The 14,302-nt window shown below is 50.9% G+C and carries 13 protein-coding genes and 1 tRNA gene; all 14 read left to right on the top strand.

The genetic code is table 11. The annotated features are described in order from the left end of the window. The first annotated feature begins 12 nt into the window (after positions 1-12). A complete protein-coding gene (locus AACY18_RS00865; RefSeq protein WP_339433548.1) occupies positions 13-759 on the top strand; it encodes an ABC transporter substrate-binding protein in 747 nt (248 codons plus the stop codon). A 78-nt stretch (positions 760-837) separates the two neighbouring features. Then, complete coding sequence (locus AACY18_RS00860; RefSeq protein ID WP_221733169.1) at positions 838-1,533, top strand: ABC transporter permease; 696 nt, start codon at positions 838-840, stop codon at positions 1,531-1,533. Continuing rightward, on the top strand, positions 1,530-2,219 hold the full coding sequence (locus tag AACY18_RS00855; protein WP_339433549.1) for an ABC transporter permease: 690 nt from the start codon (positions 1,530-1,532) through the stop codon (positions 2,217-2,219). The genes AACY18_RS00860 and AACY18_RS00855 overlap by 4 nt, the downstream gene beginning before the upstream one ends. Then, the gene (locus AACY18_RS00850) at positions 2,200-3,435 is read left to right on the top strand and encodes a methyltransferase (RefSeq protein ID WP_339463983.1); all 1,236 of its coding nucleotides are present in this window, start codon (positions 2,200-2,202) and stop codon (positions 3,433-3,435) included. Before AACY18_RS00855 ends, AACY18_RS00850 begins: the two co-directional genes overlap by 20 nt. Before the next feature lie 346 nt (positions 3,436-3,781). Further along, entirely contained in the window at positions 3,782-4,618 is an 837-nt protein-coding gene (locus AACY18_RS00845) for an FkbM family methyltransferase (protein WP_339433551.1), read from the top strand. Between the two features lie 75 nt (positions 4,619-4,693). Then, positions 4,694-4,769 (top strand) — tRNA-Thr (locus AACY18_RS00840). Between the two features lie 172 nt (positions 4,770-4,941). Further along, a complete protein-coding gene (locus tag AACY18_RS00835) occupies positions 4,942-6,264 on the top strand; it encodes a tyrosine-type recombinase/integrase (RefSeq protein ID WP_339463982.1) in 1,323 nt (440 codons plus the stop codon). Between the two features lie 911 nt (positions 6,265-7,175). After that, a complete protein-coding gene (locus tag AACY18_RS00830; RefSeq protein WP_339463980.1) occupies positions 7,176-8,156 on the top strand; it encodes an integrase domain-containing protein in 981 nt (326 codons plus the stop codon). Next, a complete protein-coding gene (locus AACY18_RS00825) occupies positions 8,153-8,425 on the top strand; it encodes a hypothetical protein (RefSeq protein ID WP_339463979.1) in 273 nt (90 codons plus the stop codon). The genes AACY18_RS00830 and AACY18_RS00825 overlap by 4 nt, the downstream gene beginning before the upstream one ends. Positions 8,426-8,641: 216 nt before the next feature. Then, positions 8,642-9,802, top strand: coding sequence for a dsDNA nuclease domain-containing protein (locus AACY18_RS00820; RefSeq protein WP_339463978.1), 1,161 nt, complete (start codon positions 8,642-8,644; stop codon positions 9,800-9,802). After that, positions 9,799-10,278: a hypothetical protein gene (locus AACY18_RS00815; protein WP_121135980.1), complete on the top strand. Its 480-nt coding sequence runs from the start codon at positions 9,799-9,801 to the stop codon at positions 10,276-10,278. The genes AACY18_RS00820 and AACY18_RS00815 overlap by 4 nt, the downstream gene beginning before the upstream one ends. After that, positions 10,275-12,029, top strand: a complete 1,755-nt coding sequence (locus AACY18_RS00810; RefSeq protein WP_339463977.1) for a hypothetical protein — start codon at positions 10,275-10,277, stop codon at positions 12,027-12,029. The genes AACY18_RS00815 and AACY18_RS00810 overlap by 4 nt, the downstream gene beginning before the upstream one ends. Before the next feature lie 119 nt (positions 12,030-12,148). After that, the gene (locus AACY18_RS27935) at positions 12,149-12,718 is read left to right on the top strand and encodes a Pycsar system effector family protein (protein WP_445261937.1); all 570 of its coding nucleotides are present in this window, start codon (positions 12,149-12,151) and stop codon (positions 12,716-12,718) included. Beyond that, positions 12,715-14,079: a nucleotide-binding domain-containing protein gene (locus tag AACY18_RS00805; RefSeq protein ID WP_339463975.1), complete on the top strand. Its 1,365-nt coding sequence runs from the start codon at positions 12,715-12,717 to the stop codon at positions 14,077-14,079. Before AACY18_RS27935 ends, AACY18_RS00805 begins: the two co-directional genes overlap by 4 nt. The last annotated feature ends 223 nt before the right edge of the window (positions 14,080-14,302 follow it).

The following is a 14,302-nucleotide window of genomic DNA, read 5'->3' as shown; positions in this document are numbered from 1 at the left end:
GGAGCAACATGCATGCAGAACTATAAAAAGGTCTTCCTGGCTGCGGCCGTCACCCTCGCATTCAGCGCCGGTGCCATGGCTGAAACCCTGAAGATGGGCATCGAAGCGGCTTACCCGCCGTTCAACAACAAAGACGCCAGCGGCAACGTGGTCGGCTTCGACAAAGACATCGGCGACGCCCTGTGCGCGAAGATGAAAGTCGAGTGCACCGTGGTCACGTCCGACTGGGACGGCATCATCCCGGCCCTGAACGCCAAGAAATTCGACTTCCTGATCTCCTCGATGTCGATCACCGACGAGCGCAAAGGCGCGGTGGACTTCACCGACCCGTACTACTCCAACAAACTGCAATTCATCGCGCCGAAAGACAAAGAGTTCAAGACCGACAAAGACTCTCTGAAAGGCAAAGTGATCGGCGCCCAACGCGCGACCCTGGCCGGCACCTTCATGGAAGACAACATGCCGGACGTCGAACTGAAACTTTACGACACCCAGGAAAACGCCTACCTGGACCTGACGTCCGGTCGTCTGGACGGCATCCTCGCTGACAAATACGTCAACTACGAATGGCTGAAAAGCGAAGCCGGCAAAGCCTACGAATTCAAAGGCGACCCGGTGGAAGAAAGCGACAAGATCGGTATCGCTGTGCGTAAAGGCGACCCGATCCGCGAGAAGCTGAACGCTGCGTTGAAGGAAATCGTCGCTGACGGTACCTACAAGAAGATCAACGACAAGTACTTCCCGTTCAGCATCTACTGATCCTGACCTGCCGGACTGACGCCGTTATCCGACGGCGTCGGCTCCCGGCCCTGCCTGCCGCGATTTGAACAGAAATCCATGATTATCGACCTCTACGGATTCGGCCCGGCGCTCGCCGCTGGCGCGCTGATGACCGTCAAACTGGCACTCTCGGCCCTGTGCCTTGGGCTGGTGCTCGGTCTGCTCGGCGCCTTGGCCAAGACTTCCCCGTACAAGCCGCTGCAATGGCTTGGCGGCTTTTATTCAACGCTGGTGCGTGGTGTCCCGGAATTGCTCTGGGTGCTATTGATCTACTTCGGTACGGTCAACCTGATGCGCGCCCTCGGTGAGTTCTTCGGCAATCCCGACCTGGAACTCAGTGCCTTCGCCGCCGGTGTGATCGCGCTGGGCCTGTGTTTCGGCGCCTACGCCACGGAAGTGTTTCGTGGCGCGATCCTCGCCATTCCCAAAGGTCACCGTGAGGCCGGCGTGGCCCTGGGCCTGTCGAAATGGCGGATCTTCACCCGGCTGATCATGCCGCAGATGTGGCGCATCGCCCTGCCGGGCCTGGGCAACCTGTTCATGATCCTGATGAAAGACACCGCACTGGTGTCAGTGATCGGCCTGGAAGAAATCATGCGTCACGCGCAGATCGGTGTGACCGTATCCAAACAGCCCTTCACCTTCTATATGGTCGCCGCGCTCATGTATCTGGGCCTGACCGTGCTGGCAATGACTGGCATGCACTTGCTGGAAAAACGCGCCGCTCGCGGCTTCGCGAGGAGCACCCAATGAACTGGGAAGTCATCATCAAATGGCTGCCGAAACTGGCGCAGGGCGCGACCCTGACTCTGGAACTGGTGGCCATCGCCGTGATCGCCGGCCTGCTGCTGGCCATTCCGCTGGGCATCGCCCGCTCTTCGAAGCGGTGGTACGTGCGCGCGTTGCCCTACGCCTACATTTTCTTTTTCCGTGGCACACCGTTGCTGGTTCAGTTGTTCCTGGTCTACTACGGGCTGGCGCAGTTCGACGCCGTCCGTAACAGCCCGATGTGGCCGTACCTGCGCGATCCATTCTGGTGCGCCACAGCGACCATGACCCTGCACACCGCCGCGTACATCGCCGAGATCCTGCGCGGCGCGATTCAGGCGATTCCACCGGGCGAAATCGAAGCGGCGCGGGCCTTGGGCATGTCCAAACCCAAGGCGATGTTCTACATCATCCTCCCCCGCGCAGCGCGCATTGGCCTGCCGGCCTACAGCAACGAAGTGATTCTGATGCTCAAGGCCAGCGCCCTGGCCAGCACCGTGACCTTGCTGGAATTGACCGGCATGGCCCGCACGATCATTGCCCGCACCTACCTGCCGGTGGAGATCTTCTTCGCCGCGGGCGTGTTCTATCTGCTGATGTCCTACGTGCTGGTGCGCGGCTTCAAGCTGCTGGAGCGCTGGCTGCGCGTCGATGCCTGCCAAGGGCGCTGACACTTCCCACGTGCTGACGGGCGAGGACCTGCTCGCCCGCTTCACGGCGCTGGATACGTTTCTCACAACGCATCAAGCGCTGTGGAAACCTCGACCTTTCACGCATCTTTCGCTGGCCTGGGAAGCGTCCTACCCGGAGTTGGCCTTGTGGCTACGCGGACGGTCGCTGGACGATGCGGAAAACGCACACAACCAACCTGCTGATCTTGTGGATGCGCCGGAGCCTTTTGCCTCACTGGCGGCGATATCGGCTGAGCTGAGCGCTGTCGGTGAGTTGCCCGGGCATGCGCTGGAAGCTGCGGGCCATCGCTTGAATGTCGATGTGCCGGGGCGCAAGTGGCTGCAGATTGAAGCGTTTGCCAGTCGTCTGTCTTTTGCCTCGCAACCGACGCATTGGCTCGACTGGTGTTCCGGCAAGGGGCACTTGGGTCGACGCCTGTTGTGTGAAGGGCAACAACTGACGTGTGTTGAGTACGATCCGGCGTTGGTTGCCAGCGGTCAGGCGCTGAGCCAGCGCCATCGTCTGCATGCCTTGCATGTCGAGCAGGATGTGTTGGCGGCAGATGCAGCGACTGTGTTGAACGCCCAACACACACCGGTCGCCTTACACGCCTGCGGCGATCTGCATGTGCGCCTGATGCAACTCGCCTCCGCCAGCGGCTGCAAACAACTGGCCATCGCCCCGTGCTGTTACAACCGGATCAATCGCGCCACCTATCAGGCATTGTCCTGCGCCGGTTTGAAATCCGCTCTACAGCTGTCGCAGGAAGATCTGGCCCTGCCAATGAGCGAAACCGTCACGGCCGGCGCGCGAGTGCGACGTCAGCGCGACACCTCCATGGCCCGACGACTGGCGTTCGACCTGCTGCAACGGCAATTGCGCGGCCTCGACGAATATTGGCCGACACCTTCGCTACCCAGTGCCTGGCTGGATAAACCGTTCGCCGATTACTGTCGCGATCTAGCCGCTCTCAAACAGTTATCCACAGTCGGTACGCCAGATTGGTCGGCACTGGAAGCTGCCGGTTGGCAGCGGTTGGCCGAAGTTCGCAACCTGGAGTTGTTGCGCGGATTATTCCGACGGCCGCTGGAGCTATGGCTGACTCTGGATCGGGCACTCTTCCTCGTCGAACAGGGCTACGCCGTACGCCTTGGCAGTTTCTGCGAAACACCCCTCACCCCTCGGAACCTGCTGCTATTGGCCGAACGCGAATAATTCATCGCCGCCCTGTGGATAACTCTGTTGATGAATTTCGTTCGGATCCAATAATTACGGCTGTTTCGGGGCATTAACCACACTGGTCGTTTTTTGTTCACATTAATAAAAAACCGATAAAACAGGGATTTGCGAACAAAATGAGAACGCGTCCACAAAAATCCGCCTAAGCACGGTTTCAGGCCAGCCAGTTGTGCATAAGCCGCCAATCAAAACGACATAACCGCCGAAATTCCCCCGTTAGCCGCGAATCATTGCGGCGTCCTGTCAGCCTTGCTATACAAGGCCACAACGTGCCGCCAGCACGCGTCCCGACAAGCACAAATCAAACCGACAGGAAGCGACCGTGACGTTCATTTCTTATGCACAGAATTTCGAAGACGTCCGCTTGTGGCGTGCTCTCAAGCAAGTCGAACAGGGCTTCTATATCGATGTCGGTGCCAACGACCCGAATCACGACTCGGTCACCAAAGCCTTCTACGATCACGGCTGGCAAGGCGTGAACGTCGAACCGATGCAGAACTACTACGACGCCCTCTGCCAGCAGCGTCCGCGCGACCTCAATGTGCAATGCATCGCCAGCGATCAGCCCGGCGAAATGACCTTCTACGCCATCCCCGACACCGGCCTGTCCACCGCCGACCCGGCGATCGCCCAGCAATACAAAGATCAGGGCATGGACGTGCGCAACCTCACCGTAAAGTCGCGCACCCTCACATCGATCTGCGAGCAATATGCCGCCGACCGGCCAATCCACTTTCTGAAAATCGACGTCGAAGGCCACGAAGAGAGCGTCCTGCGCGGCATGGACTTCACGCGCTTGCGACCTTGGATCATCGTCATCGAAACCCCATGGCAACGCGACCACACCTGGGAACCGCTGGTCACCGACGCCGGTTATCAAGCGATCCTGTTCGACGGCCTCAACACCTGGTTCCTCGCCGACGAATACCTCAAGCTCAAACCCGCCTTCGACATCCCGCCGTGCAACCTCGACAACTTCCAACTGTGCAAAGGCCACGCCTTCGCACACCCGATCAGCGCCAGCGAACTCGACACCGCCCAACAACTGGCCAACGCTCTGCAACGCGCCGAACAGGCCGAAGCACAACTGTCGGCCCTGCAAAACAGCCGCACAGTGAAGGCGGTGCAAACGCTGCGAAATGTGCTGCGCAGGGCTTGATTCGAGCGAATGCAAAAATAGTCTGAATTCAGGGGTTTACAGGATCTTCCCAGTCGCTATAATCGTCGCCCACACGCCGGTATAGCTCAGTTGGTAGAGCAACTGACTTGTAATCAGTAGGTCCCGGGTTCGACTCCTGGTGCCGGCACCATACAAGGTTCCATAGAAAGCTTTCAAAATCTCTGGAACCCCCGAAAAACCCGCCTCTTGGCGGGTTTTTTCGTTTTAGCGTTCCATCGGTTTCCGTCAGAAACTGGTGGATTCCAACCGTTTTAAGGGTAGAGTTTGGGATACAGGTCACTTCGATAAAAGGGAGTACCCTTATGTCGCGCACCACAGCTCCGCTCTCCGACGCAGCTTGCCGCTTGGCAAAACCTACAGACCGCGCCTACAAGCTTTTCGACGGCGATGGCCTCTACCTCCTAGTCCAACCCAATGGCCGCAAAGGCTGGCGGCTCCGTTACGTCAAACCTGACGGACGCGAAGGACTGACCTCGTTCGGCAACTACCCCGTCATTGGCCTCGCCGATGCTCGCCGCAAGCGCTTGGACGTCAAGCGAATGCTGGCGGATGGCATTGATCCCATAGAGACCAAGCACCAAGCCAAGGCGCAAGCCGTAATCAAAGGCAGAACCTTTGAAAGCGTTGCGCTCGACTGGCATACGGAAATGTCGGCCAAGTGGGCACCAGGCCATTCCAAGACAGTGATGAGCCGCCTCAAAACCCACGTATTCCCGCTGATCGGCGCCCGCGCCATTGTTGATCTCGACACCCATGACCTTATGCAGCCCTTGGAAGCGATCAAGAAGCGCGGAACGATCGACGTTGCTTTAAGGGTACAAAACTACCTGCAGAGCATCATGCGCGAGGCAAAGCGCCTCCGGCTTATCACCATAAACCCTGCTTACGATCTCGAAGGCTCGATCAAAGCCCCGCGGGTGGTACATCGCCCCGCTCTACCCTTATCGCGACTGCCGGAACTGCAGGAGCGGATCGACACCTATAAAGGCCGAGCACTTACCCGTCTGACGGTGATGCTGTCGCTGCATGTGTTTGTACGATCCAGCGAGCTGCGTTTCGCACGCTGGAGCGAGTTCGACCTCAAGCGCGGCACCTGCGAGATACCGGACACTCGACCCGCGTTGGAGGGAGTACCCTTTTCCACAAGGGGTACGAAGATGGCAGGGGATATCCATTTAGTACCCTTATCGCCGCAAGCAGTGGCGCTACTCGAAAAAATCCATGCACTCACAGGCAAATTCGCATTGGTCTTCGCAGGTGATGCCAAACCCTGGAAACCCATGTCCGAAAATACCGTGAACAACGCGCTTCGGATGATGGGATACGACACCAAAACCGATATCTGCGGGCATGGATTTCGTTCGATGGCCTGCAGCGCACTGATTGAGTCAGGACTGTGGTCCGAGACAGCCATTGAAAGGCAGATGAGCCACAAGGAACGCAACAACGTCCGCGCCGCCTACATTCACAAGGCTGAGTTCATCGAGGAGCGTAGGCTGATCATGAACTGGTGGAGCCGGTACCTGGAGGCCAACCGGCAGGAGCATGTCACTCCACACGAGTTCGCGAACCAGACCGGAGCGAACGTCACTCGCCTAAAAGCAAAACGTGGCGCAACCGAGTAAGCGCTCGGTCTTCATATCTCAGTGATCCGCTTGTCCACGCGGGTCCATCCAAACAGGGCTGCAAAGCCGCCCAGTTTGGATGGACCTCACTTAAAAAATCTAAAGCCCACGCAACTGTCTGTGGAAAACCACAGATTTCCACCGGTGGATAATTTCATCCACAGCCGCAGAACTCCCAAAAATTCGAGCCTTGACCCGAATTATCCACAGGCGTAGAAAAGATCTGGCAAATCGCTGTCGCTGACAGCAACCCAGGTAGCCAGGACCTTTAAGGCTACGCCACACCGTGGTGGTTCTCCCAAAGTGCGATTAGCGTCCGGCGGCTCGCACGGTCACAGCGATGTGATGGATGCCTACTTTTATCAGTGTGCCCACTGCGGCAACTCATCCCCTTTCATAGCTGCCCTGCAGCAACCTATCCGCTTGGGCATGTCATTGCGCCAACCTGCGCCCGTCTCTTTCTCCCAGAAAGAGACGGGCGCTCCTACCACTGCTGCAGCCCATGTCGTACATGGCTTTGCGGCATTTCCCCTCGTGACAATCGGCGTGACAAACACCGAAGTCACCAGCAACAGCGATGCAGATGATGGTGCCGCAGTCCACGGAATGGACTTCACCTGACTGACAGTCAGGCACGCCCCGGTCATCGCTTCACTGCCTTCACCTGACTCAGGATCTCGCGGCGCTAGTCTCGTCAGCCAGCGCAACCTCCACCCGCCCACTTCCTCGGAAGTGCCCAGGAGGCCAGATCATGAGATGCCCAAGCTCCCGGTCGTAAAGAGCCGCCAGTCCCGCGTTAGTGGACAACCCTCACAGGTCGCAGGGGCCTTGATCCCTGATAACACTCAACATTCGTGGCGGGATGACGTGGGGAAAGCTTCAAGGATTTTGGCTTCGAGAGGAGTTGGATCATGGCATTGGTCGGTAGACGGGATGGGCGCAATTTTGGCTATGGGCGACAACTGAGTTATGCCGGGCCGCAGGCGCTGAAAGATCTATTTGGCGGCGGGCATTACGGCACGGTCAAAGCGCACAGTGATCGGTGGCGGGCGTTTGTGCGCTGGTGTCGGTCCGAAGATGGGCCGGGATTCAACGATGCGAGGAAGATCGACCGGCAGACCTTGCTGGACTACGCCGGGTATCTGCGCCAGCAAGTTGAACAAGGTGAGCTTGCCATCGCGACTGCGCAAAACCGATTGTCCAGCGTCAACCGAACCATGGCAGCGCTTCGTGGTGATGAGTATGTAAGGGTGGCGAGTCCGAGCAAGGCGCTTGGAATGCAGCGCACCACTGTTCGCACTACGGCCCCGCTGGGTCAGGATCGTGACCAAGTGATGCTGATTGTCAATGCGCTCCGCGAACAACAACTGCCGCGTGCTGCGGCTATTGTGTACTTGGCTCGAGCCACCGGTATGCGTCTACGCGAAGCCATCCTGACCAATCTTCCCCGCCTAAAACGTGAGGCAGTGCAATACGGCAGGATCAACATTCAGGATGGCACTAAAGGTGGCCGCTCAGGTGCATTAGCACCTCGCTGGCTCTGGGTGAATGACAATATTCGCAAAGCGCTCCGGTATGCCGAGCTGACTTCCCCCGCTGGGAGCCGAAATTTGCTCGCTCCGAATGAAAGCTACCTCGATTTTCAACAACGAATCGTCCGCCCCGCACGGGACATCCTCCATACGCTTAACCTCAAAGGTTTTCACGAATTGCGGGCAGCCTATGCGTGCGAACGCTATGAGCAAATCACCCATTATCTTGCGCCCGTCAAACGGGGCGATTGTAACCAGCTTGGCCGGAACCTCGACCAGGAGGCCCGAGTACAAATCAGCTATGAGCTGGGGCACGGTCGTATCGATGTGGTATCGGCTTACATCGGTGGACAAATATGACTAAGCCATTCGATATAGTCCTTTTCCTCAGTGGCGTGCTCACTGGCTCTGAAGCAACTCGCAGTAGGCATTTGAGGCAGGCAAAAGCAATCCAGGTTGAAATCGTACGGCGCTGGAAGCGCGAGAACCCTTGGACGTGGCAACGAAAACATCTAGCGTGGTTTCTCTCGCGCGGAATTGGCGGCAGCGCCATGGACACGCGCTATTACTACCTGCTGACCGTACGCCTGATCACGCTACGGTTAGGTAAAAAGTGGATTTGGCATTAAGCGGCTTACGCTCTCCCTTTATTGAACCAACCACATGGCAAAATACTGGCCAGCAACCCAAGATTGGCGCTATGCTTTTCTTTGCCGGCTCGGACCTACTCGGTAAAGGATGAACCTGAGGAGAGACTAAGTACTGACCATCTGCATGCAGGTCAATACAATTTAATAACCTCAGTGTCGTTATTATGCTGGAACAACACACACGGAAGTTTGTAATTGAACATCACCGAAATCAAACCTAGAGAAATTGTTGGCCGTGAAACCACCCGTAGGTTTGAAGCGCAATTCAAGGCTGCCGCGCTTGAAAGCCTACAACTTCTCGACCATTATAATATCGACAGAGTATTCTGTGACTTTCATGATGATTATGTCGTTCGTTACATATCTGCTTCTGGCCCATCCTACAGATTCGTCCAAGTAAAGACCAACGGCAAACTGAATAGTTTATGGTCTCCTCTAGAAATTTTCGGCATAAAGAAAAAACCGAAGAAAGGGGCGATTCACGATTTAAAATCTAGCTTCGCTGGCAGATTATTTTTACACATTGAAAATTTCGGGCCTGCGTGTAGCTGTGTCCAGCTTTCGACCAATATAAGTTTTGACGACGACGTACTTGCGCTTGAAAAAGACCTAAATGATGGGTCTCAGTTCGCGAAATACTCCGCCGCATTGATAAGTGAGCTACGCGCTAATTTCCCCACCTTAGAAGCAATCGACGACAGTACTATATTAAAGAAATTTTCCGCGCTTAAGCTTAGCCCCAGAGAGCACATTCTAGACGACGAAAAAGACCTTTTCGTCATGCAAGCGTCAACCAAAATATATAAATATAGCGAGGTACACTTATCCCCTCCCGAAGTTTTGAAAATTGTAGATAGCTTGGTCGACCTAGTGCGGAAAAAATCTTCGACTTCAATCTTGGAGGGTATGTCACAATTAGAACTAGACCAGATCACGTCGATCTGCCTCGACGATATACTTAGTCTACTTAGCATTTCAAAAACGGCATTCGAGATACTTAAAGACGGGGGCGATGAGCACGCCATAAAAAGCGCTTCTATTTTGCAAAGAACGTTAAAAAAATCAAATTTCTCTCAAGAAACGATAAATATTTTTGCGCAATATAAAAGCGATTGGGACACTTGGTTCAGAACCAACCGACATATCATTCCTAGTTTTAAGTTTATTATCTACTTAGAGCAGGCAACGGAAATCGCTAGAAAACTTGCCTGCGGCAGCCTAGACATCCAAAAATTATACGATGAAGTTGAGACATTATTTTCTCTAGGAAAAACCACTCCTGGAATGCTAACCATTAATGAAAACCAAGTAATGGGTAGTATTCTCGCCGAGCTGGTCAGGGGAGAGGGTGCATGAACCTACGATCTGTATTGGAGAAAGCCTCCACGGAGGCTAGGTTCATCCAAGCCGAAAACATTCCGGAGTTAAGAAAAGATCCATTTCAAAATGAATCTCTCTTTCACATCCCACTTATTGCCATGGCTGTACTTACCCTGACCAAGGGTCGATCAAAGCCTAAAGCAGAAGAGATCGGGCAGATTATCGGAGAATGCTTCGAGCAGACACTTGCTGGCTTTAAGGGCTCATCTCAAGGTCTCGGCTGGTCTGCCAATTTAAGAATACGGACAGTAAAGGCAGTTACATTTCTTGAGGTTTCACGTCTTATCATAAAAGATCAGACGACTGGAAAATTACAGTCAACTGAAGAGGGACGAAAAATCGTTGACAAGGTAATCGAAGAAGGTACCCAACTTTCAATAAGTTTACTTAAAATCAAAAGAGCTTATCGCAACATCTGCAAAGAGCGGACTATAGAGTTGGAGCTTGAATGAAACTTTTGTCGCTGGAAATTAAGCCAAATCCTATTTCAGGCTGGGCGTCTCCGATACTAAACTTCGGAAATGACATCACGCAGCTTTACGCAAAAAACGAAAGTGGTAAGACACCCATAATCCAATCGATTATTTTCTGCCTGGGATATCCAGTAGATTTCAGAGCCGACATAATCAAGCATTGTGCCTCTGCAAATCTAGTCGTGGAAATAGAAGGCGTCGAATATGTTTTCATCCGCCGATATGACTCAAAGTTTGATTTGACTGTAAAAAAAGACAATCTCGAAATTCATAGATTTTACAATGAGGCTGATTTTTCAAAGTTTATCCTGCCTGCTTTAGGGTATGCCCAAGACAGATTAGTTACAACGAGCAATCAGCCGTCACCGCCATACGTGTCGGCAGTAATCCCGATATTTTACCTAGATCAAGATCGTGGTTATTCTGAATATTATTTCCCAGCAAATAGCTTTTTTATAAAAAACCAATTCCCAGAGATGGTCCGACTCGCCGCGGGATTCCCTCCAATAAACTCATACGACCGCAAAGAAAAAGTAATTGAGGTAAGAAACACCTTAAAATATTTAGACCATTCTATCATCGACAGTAGAAAGCTTCTCCAGCGCCTACGAGGAGAAGTAAATGTACAGGGTCGAAATATTGACAATATAAATTCAGAAGTTGACACACTAAAGAAAAATTTAGAAAACTTAAAAAATACGAAAGATATAAAATCAGAAGCATTAAATAGTTTTGACGTACTTATTCATAAATTAAGATCTCAACTCCGAGAAGTTATTTCAGAGGAGCGTGATCTCCAATCAAAAATAAGCAGCTCAAAATCAATACAAAAAGAAATTGAGTCAGAGATAGAAACGCTCGCCTTAAATGAAGAGTCGTTGAGCGCCTTCAGAACTCTCTCTGAAATTTGCTCCACTCCGAACTGCGGCATGTTTTTTGCCAGTTCTGAATCTTATGGAAAAAGCCTACTTTATCTAAAAGATCAGATTAAAGACTTAGCCACCTCCACCGCAACAAACCAACAGCGCCTCGATATGATGACAGCAGAAAGAACTGTCATTGAGAAGTCGATACAGGAGCTGTCTGAAGAGCGAGGTCAAGCGGTATCCAAAGAAGGTATCGACTTGTTTGTTAAGGCAATAAGTCAAATATCATCTAGCATTTTCGATCTTGAGTTACAGAAAACCAAGCTATTGCAAATTAAACAGCAAGAGTCTAACTACTTAAACCTACAGTTAGAACGTGACAGGAACATCTCGCTAGAGGAGTCGATGCAAGGATCAAGAGAACCATCTGCCGAAATGATAACGTTTCGTCGGAATCTTGCAATCCAAATGGCCGACTGGTTAGACACATTACGTTCAATGACAATCTCTCGAGAGGTTAAAATAGACTCAGAGTTCAAACCAATACTTGGCGAAGAAAAACTAAAAGTATTCAAAGGCAGCTCCAAGGCGCGCACCGTACTGGCATACCATGCCGCGCTATTTTCTCAATTATTATCACGTACTGATAGCGGCTTCAGGTTCTTAATATTCGACACTCCGCGCCAGCATGAACTGCAGATAGAGGATCTCGATGACTATATGCAACTACTAAAGCAAATTGCCAGAGACTGTAACGCGCAGATAATTTTCTCCACCACCAGCTATCGATACAGTTTGACTGAGGGCGACGAAGAGTGGCTGCCAAGCTTCCCGCAATTTAATCAGCCTATGTACCTTGGTTAAAGCATTGACATGTAGTGATAAATATTTAGATATACTATATTTATCACTCACTCCAAAATGTTATACCACGCAGTCAATCTATTTCATTAGCCTAGAAATCAGCACACGGAATCAACTCAATGCGCGGGACAGACAAACTGACGAACGACCAATATATAAAACATCTATTTGAAGTTCTAAAGAGGGTAGACTCCTATATAGGTACGACAAATACCAAATGCACGCTAATCATGTCTTATTGCGCAGCTGCAATCGGCATTGTAGCTTTAAGCACATACAGAGTGATACCAACTATAGAAAACAATCTATTCCTGTATTTTTTTGGCGCGATATGTTGTTTTGTTTTCGCTACAGGGGTGGCATGCATGTTCTTGGCAATAAAAGTTATATTCCCGATTACTTTCAGTTCCGTTGAAAGATCTAAAGGTGATTCAGTAGTTTTCTATGGCGACGTTGCTACCTTTAACGGTGGAGCTGGAGGATACCATCTAAAATTGCAAGAAATTACAGAGGACGACTTTATAAAAGATCTGAGTCAACAAATCTTTACGGTGTCTAAAATCGCGTCGGATAAATTCTCAAAAATCCAAACCATCTCAAGCCTTCTTATATGGCTAAATTTTCTTCCGTTAGTGATTCTACTAATCTCATGTGTAATCCACTCAGTTATTTGTAGGGGTTTAGTATGAAAAAAGGATTTTCCTCGAGGGGTTTTGAGGCCATTGTCGAGAACGCCTTAAAACGCAAAAGCATTACAAAGTCTTTCGGGATGGGTACTGAATCATTTGAACAACAAATTTATGAGCGTGCTTTCGCAACAGATAATGCTATAGAAATACAAACAGAAGACACGTTACAAAAAGACATCCGTCGAGCATTCGGGAGGTCCGGAGAAAACTCAGCATCCATTGGAACACATCCTGACTTCGCTCACCTCGTGGGAACTAAGGATCAAGAATACCATCATATATCCTCACTTTTTCTTGACATAAAAAACTCAACTCGACTGTCGTTTCTATATGATCTCGAGGATGTGGTATGGATTAAAGACAGTATATTGAAAGCCGCATCAGAAACAGTTAGAGGAATGGATGGATACGTACATCGTTTCATGGGAGACGCTCTCTTAGCCTTTTTCGGAAGTAAAAACAAAAATAGAGATGACAGTATAATTGACGCTATAAACTGCGCAGCAGTACTTGAATCTTTGATGGTTGGGACTATCATACCATTTTTAGAGAGCAGGAACTTTGATGCGGCTTATCTTGGTTTCAGAATCGGTTTAGACTTCGGACCTGATGAAAAGGTATTATGGGCATCGTATGGATTCAAGGAAGTAAATGAAATAACTGCTACATCCTTTTATGTAGACGTAGCTGCTAAACTCCAGAGCATGGCGCGCAAAAATACCGCAATGCTTGGAGAAAACATTTTAGACACCATCGACTTCCCTAATGATTATGTTCAAAAGAAAGTCATCACGGTAAAGGGCGAGCGCACCGAAGTTGAGCATCTAAATAAAGTATATAGCGACCGGGATGGCCTACAACATCGCTACAAAGTAAGAGAATTAAAACATGATGCATACAGAGATCTTCTGCCGTACACTCCAGATTTAAAGCAAGAGTTCCCAGGAACCAAAATAGTTTCTGCCGAGGGTATAGATTTCAAATGTTACGCCAAAGACGGAGAAAACTTTAAGGAGTACTATTCCGTCTCGCAATCGCTAAAGAAAAATGTCGACTTACAATTCAAAGTACTTATTTCAAGAGTTTCATATAAAAAATATAACTTTCCATTATCGGTAAAGTTCACAAAAAGAAACTATGGCCGAGAGGCGCAATTAAAAACACAGGCAGGAGTTTTTCAAAAAACGGAGATACCGGTTACTATCACTCACCAAGATATTACCAGCGGATTCTTTCGTGGCCAAACAGTTATTGAGAACGAATCGACTTCCTATCGTGGACTACACACTATGGAAGCCCAAGTTAAAGATGCTAACGGCCAAGTGCTATTTCGCGACATCATTGGCGTTTACATTGAGTGACTCTCTCAGTCCAAATAACAATTTACATTAAAATTCCAAGCGAAGAAGTGAGCCCTAACTGACACCCTCTTAACAAAACTTTATCTTGAGGGTAAAAATAGGGATAGCACACGAGACTCAATCTAGTTAATTCTTTTAATATCATGCTGTTATTTTTTGATTCGACTCCTGGTGCCGCACCATACAAAACGACGCCCCTGCAGAAATGCAGGGGCTTTGTTGT

This window comes from Pseudomonas sp. EA_65y_Pfl2_P74 (assembly GCF_963970575.1).
Classification (GTDB): domain Bacteria; phylum Pseudomonadota; class Gammaproteobacteria; order Pseudomonadales; family Pseudomonadaceae; genus Aquipseudomonas; species Aquipseudomonas baetica_A.
The sequence above is the reverse complement of the archived record's forward strand: the minus strand, read 5'-3'. Positions and strand labels throughout refer to the sequence as shown.

What these genes read in the sequence shown, in the direction of transcription:
- AACY18_RS00865 (WP_339433548.1), top strand. Translation starts at nt 13, where the DNA reads ATGCAGAACTATAAAAAGGTCTTCCTGGCTGCGGCCGTCACCCTCGCA.
- AACY18_RS00860 (WP_221733169.1), top strand. Translation starts at nt 838, where the DNA reads ATGATTATCGACCTCTACGGATTCGGCCCGGCGCTCGCCGCTGGCGCG.
- AACY18_RS00855 (WP_339433549.1), top strand. Translation starts at nt 1,530, where the DNA reads ATGAACTGGGAAGTCATCATCAAATGGCTGCCGAAACTGGCGCAGGGC.
- AACY18_RS00850 (WP_339463983.1), top strand. Translation starts at nt 2,200, where the DNA reads ATGCCTGCCAAGGGCGCTGACACTTCCCACGTGCTGACGGGCGAGGAC.
- AACY18_RS00835 (WP_339463982.1), top strand. Translation starts at nt 4,942, where the DNA reads ATGTCGCGCACCACAGCTCCGCTCTCCGACGCAGCTTGCCGCTTGGCA.
- AACY18_RS00830 (WP_339463980.1), top strand. Translation starts at nt 7,176, where the DNA reads ATGGCATTGGTCGGTAGACGGGATGGGCGCAATTTTGGCTATGGGCGA.
- AACY18_RS00825 (WP_339463979.1), top strand. Translation starts at nt 8,153, where the DNA reads ATGACTAAGCCATTCGATATAGTCCTTTTCCTCAGTGGCGTGCTCACT.
- AACY18_RS00815 (WP_121135980.1), top strand. Translation starts at nt 9,799, where the DNA reads ATGAACCTACGATCTGTATTGGAGAAAGCCTCCACGGAGGCTAGGTTC.
- AACY18_RS00810 (WP_339463977.1), top strand. Translation starts at nt 10,275, where the DNA reads ATGAAACTTTTGTCGCTGGAAATTAAGCCAAATCCTATTTCAGGCTGG.
- AACY18_RS27935 (WP_445261937.1), top strand. Translation starts at nt 12,149, where the DNA reads ATGCGCGGGACAGACAAACTGACGAACGACCAATATATAAAACATCTA.
- AACY18_RS00805 (WP_339463975.1), top strand. Translation starts at nt 12,715, where the DNA reads ATGAAAAAAGGATTTTCCTCGAGGGGTTTTGAGGCCATTGTCGAGAAC.